The following is an 18,225-nucleotide window of genomic DNA, read 5'->3' on the forward strand; positions in this document are numbered from 1 at the left end:
GTACTGGTCCCTCGACCGTGGTGGTGGTCCCGGTTCGCCGACAGTGGTTCTCCGGCAACGGACAGTGGTTCCCCGATCGCCGGCGGCGGTCGGGGAACCGGCGCGTGCGGGCCGGTCTGCGCCGCCGCCCGGCCCGCTCCGCCCGGCCCGCTCCGCCCGGCTCCCGGCTCGGCTGCCCCCGTTGATCCGGTCGGTTCGCCTCCACTGCTCGGCGGCACGGTCGGCTGCACCGGTCTGATCGGTTCGGTCTGATCGATCCGGTCGGTTCGGACAGTCCGATCGGCCCGGTCGGCCGCCGACCGGCCGACCGGGCCGGTTCGAGCCGGCCCGTCGATTCGAGTGGCCCGGCCGGCATCGGCCGCCCGGCCGGCTCAGGTGGCCGGGTCGACCCGAGTGGACTGGTCCGTCCAGGTGACCGGTCGACCCGAGTGGACCGATCAACCCGAGTGGACCGGTCGGCCAGGGCGGCCCGGCCAGCCGGAACCGACCGGGCGGCCGGACCGGTCGGCCCGGCTGGTGCCCGGTCGGCCCGGCTGGTGCCCGGTCGGCCCGGCTCGTGCCCGGCCGGGTGGCTCAGCGGCCCGGGTGGCTCAGCGGCCCGGGTGGCTCAGCGGCCCGGGTGGCTCAGCGGCCCGGGTGGCCGGCGGCCTCGGGTTCGCCGACGCTGTGGGACCACAGGCGGGCGTAGTGGCCGCCGGCCGCGAGCAGGTCGGCGTGCGTGCCCTGCTCCACGATCCGGCCCTGGTCGAGCACGACGATCCGGTCCGCCCGCGCGGCCGTCGCCAGGCGGTGGGCGACGACGAAGGTCGTCCTCGCCTCGGCCAGGTGGTCGCCGGCGGCCAGCACCGCGGACTCGGTCGCCGGGTCCAGCGCCGCCGTCGCCTCGTCCAGCAGGAGCAGGTCCGGCTGCACCAGCTCCGCCCTGGCCAGGGCCACGAGCTGGCGCTGGCCGGCGGACAGCGCCTGGCCGCGCTCGCCGACCTGCTGGCGGAACGCGTGCGGCAGGGCCGCCACCGCCGGCAGCGCCCCGACCGCCCGCACCGCCCGCTCGACGTCGCCCGCCGTCGCCGACGCCCGGCCGTAGGCGACGTTCTCCGCGACGTCGCCGCCGAACAGGTGCGCCTCCTGCGGCACCACGCCCAGCCGCTGCCGGAACGCCGACAGGTCGTAGGACCGCACGTCCACGCCGTCGACCAGCACCGCGCCCCCGGTGACGTCGTAGAACCTGGCCACCAGCTTGACCAGCGTCGACTTGCCCGCGCCCGTCTCGCCCACCAGGGCCACCGTCTCACCGGGCGCCACCCGCAGCGACACGCCGGTCAGCGCGGGCCGCGTCGTGCCCGGGTACCGGAACTCCACGTCCCGCAGCTCCACCTCGCCGCGCAGCCGCGCCACCGGCACCGGGTCGGCGGCCGGCGGCACGCTGGTCGGCGTGCGCAGCAGGTCGCCGATGCGGGTCAGCCCCACCCTGGCCTGCTGGTAGCCGTCGAACACCCCGGAGAGCTGGTACAGCGGCGCGAAGAACAGGCCCAGGTACAGCACGAACGCCATCAGCACGCCCGGCGACAGCGTGCCGTCGGCCACCCGGTACGCCCCGACCACCAGGATCGCCGCCTGCGCCACCCCGGACAGCAGCGCGAGGAACGGGAAGTACGTCGCGATGTAGCGCTGCGCCCTGATCCGGGACCGGCGGTAGGCGTCGCTGCGCTCGGCGAACGCCCGCGCCGACCGCGCCTCCCGCGTGTACGCCTGCGACACGCGCAGGCCCGAGACGTTCTCCTGGAGGTCGGCGTTGACCGCGCTGACCCGCTCCCGCGCCTCGGCGTACGCCCGCGAGGACAGCCGCTGGAAGACCACCGTCGCGACCGCCAGCACCGGCAGCACCGCCAGCGCCACCAGGGCCAGCGACGCGTCGGTGACCACCAGCGCCACCGCGATGCCCACCACGGTCAGCACGCTGATCACGAACGTCGTCAGCCCGGTCTGCAGGAAGCTCGACAGCGCGTCGACGTCGGTCGTCATCCGGGTCATGATGCGGCCGGCCATCTCGCGCTCGTAGTAGTCCAGGCCCAGCCGCTGCAGGTGCGCGTAGCTGCGCACCCGCAGCAGGTACAGCAGGCGCTCGCCCACCCGCGACGTCACGACCGCGCCCGCCGCCGAGGACGCCCAGCCCAGGCCGACCAGCACCAGCCCGATCGCGCAGGCCAGCCACAGCCGGCCCGTCGCGCCGCCCACGACGCCCTGGTCGACGCCCAGCCGCACCAGGTTGGGCAGCAGGACCGCGAGCGCCGAGTCGACCAGCAGCAGGCCGCCCACCCCGAGCATCGTCCACCGCACCGGGCGCAGCAGCGTGCGCAGCCGGAACCCCGGGTCGGGCGCGCGCGGGTCCTCGCCGCGCAGGTCGGGCTCCTCCCGCGCGGGCGGCAGCGCGCGGACGCGCTCCAGCAGCTCCGGCGTCGGCGGGGTGCCGCCGAGCAGCGCCGACGTGCCACCGCCGCCGCGACCGCCACCCCGGGCGACCCGCGCCGGGCCCACCGCCCGGTTCGCCGCGCGGACGGCCACCTCGTCCTCGTCCGACTCCGGCCACAGCTCCGGCGTGGTGCCGTCCGGCCCCGGCTCCAGGTCGGCGCCCGCGCGCGGGTCGGCCTGCTCGATCGCCTCGCCCGGCCCGGCCAGCAGCTCCCGGTACAGCGGGCAGCGCCCGGTCAGCTCGGCGTGCGTGCCGACGTCGACCACCTCGCCCGCGTCCAGCACCGCGATCCGGTCGGCCAGCGCCAGCGACGAGCGGCGGTGCGCGACCAGGATCGTCGTCCGCGACGCCGTCACCTCGGCCAGCGTCCGGTGGATCGCCGCCTCCGTCGCCGGGTCGACCGCCGAGGTCGCGTCGTCCAGCACCAGCACCCTCGGGTCGGACAGCAGCGCCCGCGCCAGCGCCACCCGCTGCCGCTGGCCGCCGGACAGCGTCAGGCCGCGCTCGCCGACCACCGTGTCGTAGCCGGCGGGCAGGGCCGCGATGAACGAGTGCGCCTCGGCGGCCCGCGCGGCGGCCTCCACCTGCGCGTCGGAGGCGTCCGGCAGGCCGTAGGCGATGTTGGCCCGGATCGTGTCCGAGAACAGGAACGCCTCCTCGAACACCACGCCGACGGCCTGCCGCAGCGACTCCAGGCGCAGCTCGCGGACGTCGACCCCGCCCACCCGGATCGCGCCCGCGTGCACGTCGTAGAACCGGGGCAGCAGCAGCGACACCGTCGACTTGCCCGAACCGGCGGTGCCGACGACCGCCACCGTCTCGCCGGGCGCGACCCGCAGGGACACGTCCGACAGCACCGGCTCGCTGCGGGTGTACCCGAACGTCACCCCGGCCAGCTCCACCGACACCGGCCCGGCGGGCACGTCGCGCTCGCCACCCACCACGTCCGGCTGGGAGTCGACCAGCTCGTAGACCCGCTCCACGCCCGCGCGGGCCAGCTGCGCGGTCACCATCAGGCTGGCCAGCAGCCGCGTGGGGCCGACCAGGTTGGCCACGTAGGCCGCGAACGCCAGGAACGTGCCCAGCGACACCTCGCCGCGCAGCGCCAGCCACCCGCCCAGCGCCAGCACCGCCACCTGCCCCAGGAACGGCAGCGCGGTCAGCGTCGCCGTCGGCCTGGCCGCCAGGCGGGCCGCCCGCATCCGCTCGGCGAACAGCGCCTTCGCCCGCGACTCCAGCCGCGCGACCTCGCGGGCCTCCTGCCCGAAGCCCTTCACCACGCGCACGCCGGTGACCGTCTCCTCGACGTGCTGCGCCACGTCCGCCGCGCGCTGCTGCGCCGACCAAGTGGCAGGGAACAGCGTGAGCCGGCTGCGCGCGGCCACCACCGCCACCGCGGGCACCACGGCCAGCGCGATCAGCGTCAGCAGCGGGGACAGCCAGAACATCGCCACCAGCGCCGCCACGGCGAACACCACCGTGCCGAACGCCAGCGGCGTCATCGACAGCAGGCTGTTGACCAGCTGGAGGTCGGTGATGGAGCGGGACACGACCTGGCCGGTGCGCAGCGCGTCCTGCTTGGGGCCGTCCAGCCGCTGCACCGCGCCGAACACGGCCTGGCGCAGGTCGTGCTGGACGTCCACGGCCAGCCGCCCGCCCAGGAACCGCCGCGCGAACGCCGTGCCGAAGGTCAGCAGCTCCAGCCCGACCAGCACGGCCGCCAGCACGGCCAGCCGGTCCGTGCGGCCGGCCACCGCGTCGTCCACGGCGGCCTTGATCAGCAGCGGCGAGACCGCCTGGAGGCCCACCCCGACCACGGCGGCCAGCACCGACCACACCACCAGCGGCCGGTGCTGCCAGCACGCTGCGGCGAGCCTGCGGATCCATCCCTCGGGGTGCGTCACGAGATCCAGATTAGGTGCGGGGTCCGACAGGGTCGGGGTGGCGAAGCTGAGAGGGCCGTCTCCGATCCTCAGGAGACGGCCCTCTCGGTCGGATTCGGCGGATCAGGTGATGTCCTTGCGCTGCGTGACGGCCCAGCCGCCCAGGAAGAACAGCGCCGTCCACACCATGAAGATCAACCCGCTCAGCCACCAGTCGAACGCGCCCAGCGCGCCCGCGATCGCCCGCAGCACCTCTTCCAGCTCCTCGGGCACCACGCCCGCCGTGGACAGGAACAGCGAGGAGGCCACCGAGCCGGTCAGGCCGTTCACCGAGCCGTTGGGCAGGAAGCCGATCAGCTCCGGCAGGCCCTGCGTGCTGACCACCAGCTGGATGCCGTTCTCGATGATCAGCATGTAGAGCACCAGCACCACGGTCGTGCCGATGGGGCTGGTCATCAGCGCGCCGACGCCCACGCCGAACACCGTCATCAGCACCGACGACAGCACGCCGACGCCGGCCAGCGCCAGCCAGCCCGTCGCGTCCGGCAGCGCGCTGGAGTCGGAGGTGATCGCGATGCCGATGCTCACCGCCGCCACGATCGCCAGGCCGTAGATCGCGCCCCACAGCAGGTAGACGACGAGCTTGGCGGTCAGCGCGGACACCCGGTTCGGCGCGGTCAGGAAGGTCGTGGTGATCGTCTTGCGGTTGATCTCGTTCGAGATCGCCAGGCCGCCGAAGATCATCGGGAAGATGGTCGCGATGTTGATGCTGCGCGCCATCCCGAACAGGGCGACCTGCCACTGCGCCGGGTCGATGCCCAGCAGGCGGGTCAGCTCCTCGGCGTCCGAGCTGCCGACCGCGTCCATGATGTTCTTGCCGACGAACCCCGTGCCCATCGCCCAGCCCAGGGCGATCAGCACGGTCGGGATCATCAGCCCCCACCACAGGCCCGTGGTGGTCGTCTTGCGGAACTCCGCCTTGACCAGGTTCCCCAGCATCACGCACCGCCCCCGAGTCCGCCCTGTCCCTGCCCCTGCTGGTAACCCGATGGCGGGTCCTGGTAGCCGGGTGGCGGCGCGGCGGGCAGCTGCGGCTGCTCGGGCTGCGCCGCCAGGCCGGGCTGCTCGGGCTGGTTCGGCTGCTGCTGGTAGCCCTGCTGGTGGCCCGGCTGCGGCTGGTAGCCCTGCTGGTGACCGGGCTGCGGCTGGTAGCCCTGCTGGTAGCCGGGCTGGTAGCCGGGCTGCTGCTGGTAGCCGGTCGGCTGCGGCAGGCCCTGCGGCGCGGACTGGTAGCCCGGCTGCTGGTAGCCCTGCTGGTAGCCCGGCGGCGGCGCGTAGTAGCCGCTGCCCGGCTGCTGCGGGCCCGCGTACTGGTTCGGCCCCGAAGCCGTGTACTGGCCGTTGGTCAGCCGGAAGAACAGCTGCTCCAGGTCGGCCTTCTCCTCCTGGATGCCGTAGATCGACACGCCCGCCTTCAGCGCGGTGTCGGCGACCTGCCTGGCCTCGACCCCGGTGACGGCGATCCGCCCGTCCGGGGTCTGCTCGATCGCCGTGACGCCGTCCGCCTGCAGCGCCGCGACCAGCGCCGCCGCGTCCGACGGCTGCACCAGCACGCGGCCCTGCTGCTGGTCGCGCAGGTTGTCCAGCGGCCCGTAGTACATGGTCTGGCCGCGCGAGATGATGACCACCTGGTCGACGGTCTGCTCGACCTCGGCCAGCAGGTGGCTGGAGATCAGCACCGTGCGCCCGCTGCGGGCGTAGGACTGGAGGAACGTCCGCAGCCACGCGATGCCCTCGGGGTCCAGCCCGTTCGACGGCTCGTCGAGCACCAGCACCTGCGGGTCGCCCAGCAGCGCGGTGGCCAGCGCCAGCCGCTGCTTCATGCCCAGCGAGAACCCGCCCACCCGGCGGTCGCCCGCCGCGCCCAGCCCGACCAGGTTCAGCACCTGGTCGGCCCGCGCGTCCGGCACGCCGATCGCCGCCGCGTACACCCGCAGGTGGTTGCGGGCCGAGCGCTTGGGGTGGAAGCCCTGCGCCTCCAGCACCGCGCCGACCACCCGCGCCGGGTTGCCCAGCTGGGTGAACGGCCTGCCGTTGATCAGACCGGTGCCCGCCGTGGGCGTCACCAGCCCGAGCAGCATGCGCAGGGTCGTCGTCTTGCCCGCCCCGTTGGGGCCGAGGAAGCCGGTCACCGACCCCGGTTCCACCGTGAAGCTCAGGTTCTGCACCGCTGCGACCGGACCGAACTGCTTGGTCAAGTTCTGCACCACGATGCGGCCACTGCCGTCGTGCACGCGTCCCTCCCGAATGCTCTTCGGGCGCCATCCTGCCCTAGGAGGGTCGGTCGGGGAGGGCGTGTCGCGGTTTCGAGACCACGACCGGCAGCTCGGCGGTCACCTCCGCCTCGCGGGCGCGGGCGAACGGGCTGCGCAGCGGGCGCCGCCGCTCGCGGTGCGGCAGGCCCTCGCCGATCAGGTGCTGGTGCGCCATCGTCCACACCTGACAGGGCCACTTCCTGTGCCGCAGGACGCCGGGGCAGGCGCCGCAGCGGCCGTCGGGGTCGGGCTGGTGCACGGTGAGCAGCAGCCGCCAGCCGTCCGCGAGGCGGTTGATCTCCGCCCTGGCCAGCGGCACCAGCGCCTCGGCCGCGCCGCGCTCGGCGACTTCTTCCAGTTGGGTCAGCCGGTGCAGCACGGCGGCGCGCAGCGTCTCGTCCACGTCACATCCTGTCGGCGGCTCGGTCCAGCAGGCGGTGCAGCCGGCGGGTCTGCGTGACCGACATCACGGCCGACTCGCCCGGCGGGGCCACCAGCAGCACCCGGTCGTCCTCGACCAGGACGGTCATCGAGCGATCCCGTCCGAAGGGGTCGTGGCAGTCGATCCAACCCTGAGGTTCAGCCATGTGCGCTCCGATCGGAGGTGTTGGCGGCGCGTGGGCGGGGCCACGCGAGGGTGGACGACCCGCGGTGCGGCGGCGGGGGCCCGCTCTGTCCATCGGCCGACCGGCCGCCGTGACTTACCCGTTACGCATCGAATTCACCCTTTTGCTTGAGAGTGGACACGGGCAGTTGTCCACCGGGTAAAGATCTGTGTGTCAGATGGCCGGGGCTGCTGTGCACGGCGACCGGTGGCCCGCTAGGATTGCCGTGCGGCCCGCTCCCAGTGACCCCCAGGCTGGTTGAGCGGGCCGCCTTCACGTTTTCGCCGTCGAACGCGGCAAGGGGCGCCCACCGTCGACGGTGGGCGCCCCTTGCCGCGTGTCGGCTCAGATGTCCAGCGGGGTGTGCGCGAGGCCGTGGGCCTCGGCCACCGGCAGGTTGGTCAGCAGGCCGTCGTGCGTGTTCAGGCCCAGCGAGAGGGGCTTGTCCGCGCGCAGCGCCGCTTCCCAGCCCTTGTCGGCCAGCGCCACGGCGTAGGGCAGCGTCACGTTGGTCAGCGCGTAGGTGGACGTGCGGGGCACCGCGCCGGGCATGTTGGCCACGCAGTAGAAGACCGACTCGTGCACCACGTAGGTGGGGTCGGCGTGCGTGGTGGCCCGCGAGTCGGCGAAGCAGCCGCCCTGGTCGATGGCGATGTCCACCAGCACCGAGCCGGGCTTCATCTGCGCCACCAGCTCGTTGCTGACCAGCTTCGGGGCCTTCGCGCCGGGCACCAGCACCGCGCCGATCACCATGTCCGCCTCGCGGACGGCCTGCTCGACGGAGAAGCGGGTGGACGTGACGGTGCGCAGCTGCCCGCGGTACAGGGCGTCGATGTGGCGCAGCCGGTCGACGTTGGTGTCCAGGATCTCCACGTCCGCGCCCAGGCCGACGGCGATGGTGGCCGCGTTCAGGCCCGCCACGCCGCCGCCGATCACGACGACCCGCGCCGGGTGCACGCCGGGCACGCCGCCGGGCAGCACGCCCCGGCCGCCGGACGGCTTCATCAGCGAGAACGCGCCCACCTGCGGCGCGAGGCGACCCGCGACCTCGGACATCGGGGCCAGCAGCGGCAGCGCGCCGCTGGGCGCCTGCACGGTCTCGTAGGCGATGGCGGTCGTGCCGGAGTCCAGCAGGGCCTGCGTCAACGGCTGGTCGGCGGCCAGGTGCAGGTAGGTGAACAGGACCTGGCCCTTGCGCAGCAGCGGGTACTCCCGCGCGATGGGCTCCTTCACCTTGAGGACCAGCTCGCCCTCGCCCCACACGTCCTCGGCGGTGGCCAGGACCTTCGCGCCGGCGGCCAGGTACTCGTCGTCGGTGATGGCCGACCCGAGGCCGGCGCCGGCCTCGACGAACACCTCGTGACCGCGCGTGGTCAGCTCGTGGGCGCCGGCGGGGGTCAGCGCGACGCGGTATTCGTGGTTCTTGATCTCGCGGGGTACTGAGATCCGCACGGTGGGGCTCCTTCAGCCGTTGTTAAGCCCCAAGCTCCGGTATCGACCCCCGCCTGTCATCGTGCCATCCGCACGAACCGGCACCGCGGTGGTTGTGCCGCGCGGACAACCCGCAGGAGGTCCGGACCACTCGGAACCCGCGTTGACACCCGTCGTGCCGGGGACTTAGCGTGCTCGCGTTCGCCCAACTGAACATCGGCCGCGGTGCCCACCGGCACCGGAACCCGAGCGGGAGAGCCTCCAGCGTCCGTGGAGCGCCGAAGGAGCAAGCACCCCGCACACTCTCAGGCAACGAGAACCGCTCGGGTGAGGCGACTCTGGAAAGCGTGCTCGCGCGCACCCACGGTGCAAGCCGGGTCCGATCGACGGCGCAGCCGTCGTGACGCCGCGGCGAAGCTCTCAGGTCCCAGGACAGAGTGGGGACCCTGCCGGCGTGGACCGAGGAGCTGACGACGTGACCTTTCCCGACAACCTGCTGTACACCCCCGAGCACGAGTGGGTCGACTGGGCGCCGGGCACCCAGGACCCCGTGGCGATCGGCATCACCTCCTACGCGACCGAGTCGCTGGGCGACATCGTGTTCGTCCAGCTGCCCGCGGTGGGCGAGCGCGTGCAGTCCGGCGAGGTGTGCGGCGAGCTGGAGTCCACCAAGTCGGTGAGCGACCTGTACGCCCCGGTCAGCGGCGAGGTGGTGGAGGTCAACGCGGCGGCGGCCGACGACCCGTCGCTGATCAACACCGACCCGTACGGCGCCGGCTGGCTGTTCAAGGTCGCCGTCGAGGACGCCTCGGGCCTGCTGACGGCCGCGAAGTACGCGGAACTGACCGGGGACTGAGCGCCGTGGCGATCAGCGTCTTCGACCTGTTCTCCGTCGGCATCGGGCCGTCCAGCTCGCACACGGTCGGCCCGATGCGCGCGGCGACGATGTTCGTGGCGCGGCTGGGCGACCGCGTGCGGTCGGTCGACCGCGTCCACGTCCAGCTGTTCGGCTCGCTGGGCGCCACCGGCCACGGCCACGGCAGCCCCAAGGCCGTGCTGCTCGGGCTGGAGGGCCACCGGCCGGAGGAGGTCGACCCGGCGGCGGCCGACCTGCGGGTGCAGGAGGTCCGGGCGACGAACCGCCTGCGGCTCGGCGGTGTGCGGGAGATCCCGTTCACCGAGGACACCGACCTGGTGATGCACCGCCGCAAGTCCCTGCCGCTGCACCCCAACGGCATGAGCTTCGCCGCCTACGCCGGGGGCGAGGTGGTCGACGAGGCCGTGTACTACTCGGTCGGCGGCGGCTTCGTGGTCGACGAGACGGCCACCGGGGCGGACCGCATCAAGCCCGACGAGACACCGATCGCGTACCCGTTCAAGACCGGCGACGAGCTGCTGGCGCGCACCCGGGAGACCGGGTTGGCCATCAGCGAGGTCATGCTCGCCAACGAGACGTCGTGGCGCCCCGAGCAGGAGGTGCGCGACGGCCTGCTGCACATCTGGGGCGTGATGCAGCAGTGCGTCGAGCGCGGCTGCACGCAGTCCGGCGTGCTGCCGGGAGGTCTGAAGGTGCGGCGGCGGGCGGCCGAGATGCGCGAGCGGCTGGCCGCCGAGCACTTCGCCACCGACCCGCTGCGGATCATGGACTGGGTGACCCTGTTCGCCTTGGCGGTCAACGAGGAGAACGCCGCCGGCGGCCGGGTCGTGACCGCGCCGACCAACGGGGCGGCCGGCATCGTGCCGGCGGTGCTGCACTACTACACCCGCTTCGTGCCGGGCGCGTCCGACGAGGGCGTCGTGCGGTTCCTGCTCACGGCGGGCGCGGTCGGCGTGCTGTTCAAGGAGAACGCGTCGATCTCCGGCGCCGAGGTCGGGTGCCAGGGCGAGGTCGGCTCGGCGTGCTCGATGGCCGCCGGCGGGCTGGCCGAGGTGCTGGGCGGCACGCCGGAGCAGGTCGAGAACGCGGCCGAGATCGCCATGGAGCACAACCTCGGGCTGACCTGCGACCCGATCGGCGGGCTGGTGCAGATCCCGTGCATCGAGCGGAACGCGCTGGCGTCGATCAAGGCGATCACGGCGGCGCGGATGGCGCTGCGCGGGGACGGGTCGCACTTCGTGTCGCTGGACAAGGTCATCAAGACCATGCGGGAGACCGGCAAGGACATGAAGGTGAAGTATAAGGAGACGGCACGCGGCGGGCTCGCGGTGAACGTCATCGAGTGCTGAGTTGGATTGCCCTCTGTGTTGGATTGCCCTCCTTCGTCGGGCGGCTCGGCCGCCTGGAGTCGGCGGCTCGCGGGGCGCCTCTTGCCGATCGAAGGGCGTGATCGGCAAGAGGCGCGCCACGAACCACCGACGCGGCCTCGCGGTGGGGGAGCGAAGCGGTGGGGGAGCGAAGGTGGGGGAGTCCGCGGTGGTGTGAGTGATCGTCGGGCGCGCGAGTCGTTAGGATGCCTGGCCACGGTCGCACGTGGGTGCGATTCCGGGCCGGCCGAGGTGTCCGGCCGCCTGCCGGAGGGAAGTCAGTGGCACAGATCATCGCCGAGGTCTCGCGGACGTTCAACGAGTTCCTGCTCCTGCCCAACCGGACGCGGACCGACTGCTCGCCCGCGACGGTCGACCTGCGCACGCCGCTGTCGCGGCACCGGGTCGGTGAGCGGGCGGCGATCGAGCTGCACGCGCCGTTCACCTCGGCGATCATGCAGGCGGTCAGCTCGCCCGAGCTGGCGATCGCCCTCGCCCGCAACGGCGGCCTGAGCTTCCTGCACCACAACCAGCCGATCGAGGACCAGGCGGCGGCGGTGCGGCAGGTCAAGCACTTCAAGGCGGGCTTCGTCACCAGCGACACCAACGTCCGCCCCGAGGACACCCTCGGCCACCTGCTCGGGGTCATGCGCCGCACCGGCCACAGCACGGCGGCCGTCACCCACGACGGGACCGCGACCGGCCGCCTGCTGGGCCTGGTGACCTCCCGCGACTTCCACCCCCAGCGGCACGACCTGGCCGGGTCCGTCGCGGGCCGCATGACGCCCGTCGCCGACCTGCCGCACGCGCCCGCCGACACCACGCTGTCCGAGGCGAACGCGCGGCTGTGGGACGAGCGGCTCGACTGCCTGCCGCTGCTCGACGCGCGGGGGCACCTGCAGCACCTGGTGTTCCGGTCGGACTACTCGGACAACAAGCGCTTCCCGCACCAGCTGGTGGACCCGGCCAAGCGCCTGTGCGTCGGCGCGGGCATCAACACCCACGACTACCGCGAACGCGTCCCCGCCCTGCTGGAGGCCGGGGTGGACGCGCTGTGCTTCGACTCCTCCGACGGCTACAGCGACTGGCAGGCCGAAGCCCTGGCGTGGGTGAAGGAGAACCACCCGGACGTCCCGACCGGTGGCGGCAACGTGGTCGACGGCGAAGCCTTCGCCTTCCTCGCCGAGGCGGGCGCGGACTTCGTCAAGGTCGGCGTGGGCGGCGGTTCCATCTGCATCACCCGCGACCAGAAGGGCATCGGCCGCGGCCAGGCCAGCGCCGTGCTGGACGTCGCGGCGGCCCGGGACGCCTTCCTGGAGCGCACCGGCGAGTACGTGCCGATCTGCTCCGACGGCGGCCTGGTGCACGACTACCACGTGGCCCTGGCGCTGGCGATGGGCGCGGACTTCGTCATGATGGGCCGCTACTTCGCGCGCTTCGACCAGGCGCCCGGCGCGAAGGTGCCCACCCGCGAGGGCTTCGTCAAGGAGTACTGGGGCGAGGGCTCGAACCGCGCCCGCAACTGGCAGCGCTACGGCCAGGGCGGCCAGGAGATGGTCTTCGAGGAGGGTGTCGACGGCTACGTCCCCTACGCCGGCGACCTCAACGAGGGCTTGGCCGTCACCACCGCCAAGCTCAGGACCACGATGGTGTCCTGCGGTTCCACGACGCTCCCGGTGTTCCGGTCCACCGCCCGGCTGACCCTGGTCTCCGACCAGAGCTTCGAGGAGAGCCACGCCAACGTCATCCTGCGCGACACCCCGGCGACCCTCGCCTGAGGACGGCCGGGGGCGACCGCGCGGGCCGGGGCTGGTATGACTGCCCGGACCGCGATGACGAGGCCGCCGGGTGCACGGAGGGATGCCGATGCGGGAAGAGCTGGAACCGTTCCTGGGCGAGTGGGTGCTGGACCCGACCCGTTCCGCCTACTCCGGTGGCGTGCCGCCCGAGGAGGGGCGGTACGGGCTGCGGGTGGAGGGTGACGAGCTGGTGGCGGTCATCGAGGGCGTGCGCGGGACGGGCGAAGCCGTGCACGTCGAGTACCGCCTGAGCCTCACCGGTGACACGCGGCTGTCGGACGGGCCGTTCGACCGGGTGCGGCTGCTCGTCGAGCCCAACGCCCTGGGCACCGTCGTGTTCGACGGGGACGCCGAGGCCGCCAGGGCGTGGCGGATCCTCGGCGCGCCCGACGAGATGACGATCGTCCAGTCCGCGCCGGACGTCGAGGGCGTGTGGCGGGACGACGTCTCGGTGTACCGCCGGGTCTAGGGCAGCACCGCTTCGATCGCCTCGACGACCGGCCCGTCCTCCGGGTCGGTCGTCGGGCGGAAGCGGGCGACGACCTCGCCGTCGGGGGCGAGGAGGAACTTCTCGAAGTTCCACCGCACGTCACCGGCTTCGCCGTCGGCGTCGGCGGCGCCCACCAGCGCGGTGTAGAGCGGGTGGCGGCCGGGGCCGTTCACCTCGATCTTCTCGAACAGCGGGAACGTCACGCCGTAGGTGGTCGAGCAGAACTCCGCGATCTCCTCCGGCGTGCCCGGCTCCTGGCCCGCGAACTGGTCGCACGGGAAGCCGACCACCGAGAACCCGGCGGCGCCGTAGCGCCCCTGGAGCCGCTCCAGGCCCGCGTACTGCGGGGTGAGGCCGCACCGCGAGGCCACGTTGACCACCAGCAACGCCTTGCCGCGCAACGACCCCAGGCTGCTCGGCTCGCCGGACAGGGTGCGCACGGCGATGTCGTGGATGCTCATGCGGCCAGCCTACGTGCCGCTGCGCGGCCGGAAGACGGTGACGACCACGCGCAGCCCGAGCAGCACGCTGATCACCAGCAGGTTGTAGCCGAGCACCTGGTACAGCGTGATGTCCGGGGCGACCGGGGGGCCGCCGTCCGCGCCGAGCAGCAGCACGGCCATCAGGCCCGCCGTCGCGCCCAGCACGGTCAGCATCACCTGGTGCAGGACGCCGAGGAGGAAGTGCCGGTCGCGCTCGTCGGCGAACAGCCGCAGGTTCAGGCCCAGCCGGCCCTGCTCCAGGGCGCTGGAGATGCGCTCGGCCCGCCGGGGCAGCCGCTTGAGCATCGGCAGCACCGAGTACAGCTCCTCGGTCACCGTGCGGCGCAACGACTCCGGCGACAGGCGCTCGCTGAACTGCCGCTCCGCGAACGCCCGCGACTCCACCACGACGTTGAACCCCGGCGACAGCGCCCCCAGCGTCCCCTCCGCCGTGGCCAGCGCGCGGAACACCGCCGCGACCTCCGGCGGGATGGCCAGCCCGTACCGGTAGACCAGCTTGAACAGGTCGCCGAACATCTCGACGTCGGGCCGCATCCCGGCGCCCAGGTGCCGCGCCATGAACTGGCCCAGCGCCCGCTCCAGCTGCTGCTCGTCGATCTCGTCGGGCCGGGTGACCAGTTCCAGCAGCGCGTCCCGCAGCCCGGCCGGGTCGCCGTGGTCGACGGCGAGCAGCAGCTCGCCCAGCGCGGAGCGCAGCTGCCCGTCGATCCGGCCGACCGAGCCGAAGTCGAGCATCCCGAGCCGGCCGTCGCGCAGCAGCAGGACGTTGCCGGGGTGCGGGTCGGCGTGGAACACGCCGTCGACCATCACCTGGCGCAGCAGCGCGTCCAGCAGGGAGCGGGCCAGCGCGTCGCGGTCGGCCGACTCCAGCGCCGCGGACCGCACCGGCGCGCCGTCGAGCCGCTCCATCACCAGGACCCGCTCCGTGCACAGCTCCTCGTGCACCGCGGGCAGCACGACGGAGCCCCCCGCCGACGCCGCCCGCACGGCCGCGAGGTTGCGCGCCTCCACCCGGAAGTCCAGCTCCTCGCGCAGTGCGGCGGAGAAGCCCGCCGCGAGGTCCCGCACGCCCAGCGCCCGGCCCCACCGCGTCCGGTCGTGCAGCGACGCCGCGAGCCGGGTCACGATGTCCAGGTCGCCCTCCGCGACCCGCCGCACCCCGGGCCGCTGCACCTTCACCACGACGTCCTCACCGGACTTCAGCCGCGCCCGGTGGACCTGCGCCACGGACGCGGCGGCGACGGGCGTCTCGTCGAACTCGGCGAAGACCTCCTCGGGCGCGCCCAGCTCGGCCAGCAGCACCGCGCGCACCGCCGGCCACGGCGCGGCGGGGACCTCGTCCTGCAACCGGGACAGCTCGGCCACGACGTCGGCGGGCAGCAGGTCGGGCCGGGTGGACAGCACCTGCCCGAGCTTGACGAACGTGATGCCGCCGTCCTGCAGCGCCAGCCGCAGCGACCGCGCCAGGCCGGTGTCGGTGCGCTCCCGGCCGCGCAGGTACGGGCCGAGGCCGTGGCGGAACGCGATGGCGGTGATCCGCGAGTAGCGCCGCGCGCGGGCGACCCGGCGGCGCAGCGCGCGCCACCACTCGGTGGGCGGCGGGACCGACCCGGTCGGCGCGACGATCTCGGCGAACGTCAGCAGCGCGATCATCAGCAGCAGCGCGATGCCGAGCTGGACGGTGCCCAGCGCGCGGGTCGTCTCCGGGCCGGGCATCCCGCTCAGGACGCCCTGCGTCAGGGACAGGCCGACCAGGCACGCCAGCGCCGTGCGCACGAGCCCGACGCGCAGGCCCAGGATGCGCCGCGCGGCCAGCGCGATGCCGAGGACCAGCGCCAGGAACGTCGCCGGCACGCCGATCGTGTAGACCAGGAAATCGCTCATGTGTCTCCCCCAACCCGTTCGGGCGGAGGATAGAGCGGTGTAGCTGAGAACCCCGGCTCGCCGCCGGCGGCGAGCGACCCGGGCCGGGGCCGTGCGGACCAGCGGGCCGCACGGCCGGTGCCGCGTCGAAAGTGTTGCGCCGGAAGTGTTGCGCCGGAACGGTCGTGCCGGTCAGGGCGGGGGAGTCAGAAGTCGAACACCGGCCCGGTGTCCGCGCGCATCACGCACGGGTTGGAGAACCGCGCCGTGAACCGGCGGAGTTCCCCCCGCCACATGCCGTTGGCGGTGACGGTCACCGGGTCGTACTCCAGGGTGCAGACCACCCCGTCGCGCGCCATGAGCGAGATGTCGCCCTCGACGCCGGTCAGCGCCTGGCACGCCTGGCCGGCGTTGGGGTGCGCGCCACCGGCCGGGTCGCACGTCAGGCTCATGGTCCGGACCTGCTCGCGGTGCTCAACCGCGAGCAGGAACGACGACTCCGGGACGGTGACTGCGGGGAAGAACGCGGCGATGGCCGCGAGGAGGGGGAGCGGTGCCATGCCCCACACAGTGGCCCGCACGCGGCACGTCCTCCAGCTGAGTCACCACATCGTGTGGTTTCTTCCACCGATGTGGCGGGCGGGTCGCCTTGCCCTCCGGTCGGCCGGTCGACGAGCCCGGTCGGGTGGAGGGCGTCACGCGGATATGATGTGATGTGGATCACTGTCCAAACCGCTTCACTCGCGCGGGGACCAGGGTGGGCGAATGGGGAATTCCGGGGTGCGCAGGGTGGCGTTGGCCAGTTCGGCGGGCAACGCGGTCGAGCTGTACGACTTCCTCCTGTACGGCACGGCGTCCGCGCTGGTCTTCGACAAGCTGTTCTTCCCGTCCTTCGACCCCAGGATCGGGACCCTGCTGGCGTTCGCGACGTTCGGCGCGGGCTTCCTCGCCCGGCCGCTCGGCGGCGTCGTGATCGGCCACTTCGGCGACCGCGTCGGGCGGCGGTCGATGCTCGTGCTCACGCTGACCGCGACGGGCGCGTGCACGGCGCTGATCGGCGTGCTGCCGACCTACGGCTCGATCGGCCTCGCCGCGCCGGTCCTGCTGGTGCTGCTGCGGGTCGTGCAGGGCTTCTTCCTCGGCGGCGAGCAGGGCGGCGCGACCCTGATGGCGGTCGAGCACGCGCCGCCGGGGCGCACGGCGTGGTACGGCAGCTGGACGTTCCTCGGCTCGCCGCTGGGGCTGCTGCTGGCGAACGGCGCGATGGCGGCGTCCACCGCGATCTCCGGCGACGAGTTCCTGTCGTGGGGCTGGCGCCTGCCGTTCCTGTTCAGCCTGGTGCTGGTCGGCGTCGGCCTGTACGTGCGGCTGTCGGTGGAGGAGAGCCCGGAGTTCCGCGCGGCCCGCGCCTCGGAGGGCACGCTGAAGCTCCCGGTGGTCCACGTGCTGCGCCGGTCGTGGCACAAGGTGCTGCTCGGCGCGGGCGTGAACCTCGGGTTCAACATGTTCATCTTCGTGCTCGCCACGTTCGTCGTCTCCTACGGCACCAAGCAGTTGGGGATGCCGAAGTCGACGCTGCTGACCGCCGGCCTCGTCGGCGCGGCGGCGCAGGCGGTGGCGATCCTGGTGTTCGCGCGGCTGTCCGACCGGATCGGGCGGCTGCCGGTGATGCTCGGCGGCGCGGCGTTCCTCGGCGTGTACGCGCTGCCGCTGTTCTGGTTGCTGGAGACCCGTTCCCCGGCTCTGGTCGTGGTCGCGCTCGTGGTGGGCTTCACGGGCTCGGCAGCGGTGTTCGGCCCCATGCCCGCTTACTACGCCGAGCTGTTCGGCACGCGCGTGCGGTACAGCGGGGTGTCGCTGAGCTACCAGCTCGGGGCGGTGCTCGGCGGCGGCCTGTCACCGCTGATCTCGGTGTGGCTGCTCGGCCTGACGCCGGCCCAGGAGTCCTGGCCGGTGTCGCTCTACCTGATCGCCGGCGCCCTGATGAGCGTGCTGTCCCTGCTGGCGATCGGCGAGACCCTGCGCAGGGACCCGGCACACGCAAGCACCGCCGACCGCGCTTGAACCTCTTGGCTTTCAGGTTTCCAGCACACCCCGTGCAGTCCGGTGTCTTCGTGTTCTCCCCGTATGGCCTGCCCGGAGGGCTACCATGCTTTTCCTGGGAGTGCAAGCACGCTTTTCGCTTGCACTCCCAGGAAAAGCATGGTCGTCTTTGACAGGTCATGCGGGGGGAACACGACCGCAGTTTCTTTTCATTCTCCTTGGCGGCCTGCCTGTCCGGCGAGGACTCTTTTTCTTTTCAGCTTCAAGCGCTACCGCACCAATGAGATCCGCACCGCACCAATTCTCACCCGGATCCGTGCGCGACCCAAGTATGAAGAGCGGCCGAGAGGCCCCCAAGGAGGAGGAAAAGAAGGAGCGGTCGTGTTCTCCTCCCCGCACGGCCTGCCGAAGGCAATCGCATTTGTCGGGGGGTGTCAAGCGAAGAGCGTGCTTGACACCCCCCGACAAATGCGATCGGGCTGCGCCCAGGCCGTACGGGGAGGAGAACACGAAGCGACCGGTGTGGCACTGGGTGCGCCTGGCCTGCGTGCGCTGCGTTATGGGTGCGCCGTTGCTGCG

The 18,225-nt window shown here is 73.0% G+C and carries 14 protein-coding genes and 1 riboswitch; of the genes, 5 read left to right on the forward strand and 9 right to left on the reverse strand.

The annotated features are described in order from the left end of the window. Positions 1-624 precede the first annotated feature (624 nt). From JOE68_RS19415 to ald, 6 genes are all read right to left on the reverse strand, one after another. The gene (locus tag JOE68_RS19415) at positions 625-4,383 is read right to left on the reverse strand and encodes an ABC transporter ATP-binding protein (RefSeq protein WP_204846187.1); all 3,759 of its coding nucleotides are present in this window, start codon (positions 4,381-4,383) and stop codon (positions 625-627) included. 93 nt (positions 4,384-4,476) lie between these two features. Then, on the reverse strand, positions 4,477-5,352 hold the full coding sequence (locus JOE68_RS19420; RefSeq protein ID WP_204843719.1) for an ABC-2 transporter permease: 876 nt from the start codon (positions 5,350-5,352) through the stop codon (positions 4,477-4,479). Beyond that, entirely contained in the window at positions 5,352-6,647 is a 1,296-nt protein-coding gene (locus JOE68_RS19425) for an ABC transporter ATP-binding protein (RefSeq protein WP_204843720.1), read from the reverse strand. The genes JOE68_RS19420 and JOE68_RS19425 overlap by 1 nt, the downstream gene beginning before the upstream one ends. A 37-nt stretch (positions 6,648-6,684) precedes the next feature. Continuing rightward, a complete protein-coding gene (locus JOE68_RS19430; RefSeq protein WP_204843721.1) occupies positions 6,685-7,071 on the reverse strand; it encodes a hypothetical protein in 387 nt (128 codons plus the stop codon). Between the two features lies 1 nt (position 7,072). Next, positions 7,073-7,198, reverse strand: coding sequence for a hypothetical protein (locus tag JOE68_RS31895; RefSeq protein WP_275584730.1), 126 nt, complete (start codon positions 7,196-7,198; stop codon positions 7,073-7,075). A 420-nt stretch (positions 7,199-7,618) separates the two neighbouring features. Next, the gene (gene ald, locus JOE68_RS19440; protein ID WP_204843723.1) at positions 7,619-8,725 is read right to left on the reverse strand and encodes an alanine dehydrogenase; all 1,107 of its coding nucleotides are present in this window, start codon (positions 8,723-8,725) and stop codon (positions 7,619-7,621) included. Between the two features lie 219 nt (positions 8,726-8,944). After that, positions 8,945-9,036, forward strand: a riboswitch (glycine riboswitch). A 143-nt stretch (positions 9,037-9,179) separates the two neighbouring features. Here ald and gcvH point away from each other — a divergent pair. From gcvH to JOE68_RS19460, 4 genes are all read left to right on the forward strand, one after another. Beyond that, positions 9,180-9,560, forward strand: a complete 381-nt coding sequence (gene gcvH, locus JOE68_RS19445) for a glycine cleavage system protein GcvH (protein WP_204843724.1) — start codon at positions 9,180-9,182, stop codon at positions 9,558-9,560. 5 nt (positions 9,561-9,565) lie between these two features. Continuing rightward, the gene (locus tag JOE68_RS19450) at positions 9,566-10,930 is read left to right on the forward strand and encodes an L-serine ammonia-lyase (protein ID WP_204843725.1); all 1,365 of its coding nucleotides are present in this window, start codon (positions 9,566-9,568) and stop codon (positions 10,928-10,930) included. Positions 10,931-11,229: 299 nt separating this feature from the next. After that, positions 11,230-12,726: an IMP dehydrogenase gene (locus JOE68_RS19455; protein WP_307819753.1), complete on the forward strand. Its 1,497-nt coding sequence runs from the start codon at positions 11,230-11,232 to the stop codon at positions 12,724-12,726. Between the two features lie 88 nt (positions 12,727-12,814). Continuing rightward, entirely contained in the window at positions 12,815-13,216 is a 402-nt protein-coding gene (locus JOE68_RS19460; RefSeq protein WP_204843727.1) for a hypothetical protein, read from the forward strand. Here JOE68_RS19460 and JOE68_RS19465 read toward each other — a convergent pair. The 3 genes from JOE68_RS19465 to JOE68_RS19475 all read right to left on the reverse strand — a co-directional run bounded on the left by JOE68_RS19465 (position 13,213) and on the right by JOE68_RS19475 (position 16,163). Next, positions 13,213-13,698, reverse strand: coding sequence for a glutathione peroxidase (locus JOE68_RS19465; protein ID WP_204843728.1), 486 nt, complete (start codon positions 13,696-13,698; stop codon positions 13,213-13,215). The genes JOE68_RS19460 and JOE68_RS19465 overlap by 4 nt on opposite strands. A 9-nt stretch (positions 13,699-13,707) precedes the next feature. Continuing rightward, on the reverse strand, positions 13,708-15,624 hold the full coding sequence (locus JOE68_RS19470; protein WP_204843729.1) for an ABC1 kinase family protein: 1,917 nt from the start codon (positions 15,622-15,624) through the stop codon (positions 13,708-13,710). A 185-nt stretch (positions 15,625-15,809) separates the two neighbouring features. Beyond that, the gene (locus JOE68_RS19475; protein WP_204843730.1) at positions 15,810-16,163 is read right to left on the reverse strand and encodes an SSI family serine proteinase inhibitor; all 354 of its coding nucleotides are present in this window, start codon (positions 16,161-16,163) and stop codon (positions 15,810-15,812) included. A gap of 229 nt (positions 16,164-16,392) precedes the next feature. On the opposite strand from JOE68_RS19475, the gene JOE68_RS19480 reads away from it, so the two are divergent. After that, positions 16,393-17,667, forward strand: coding sequence for an MFS transporter (locus JOE68_RS19480; RefSeq protein ID WP_307819754.1), 1,275 nt, complete (start codon positions 16,393-16,395; stop codon positions 17,665-17,667). Positions 17,668-18,225: the final 558 nt, after the last annotated feature.

This window comes from Saccharothrix algeriensis (genome assembly GCF_016907655.1).
Classification (GTDB): domain Bacteria; phylum Actinomycetota; class Actinomycetes; order Mycobacteriales; family Pseudonocardiaceae; genus Actinosynnema; species Actinosynnema algeriense.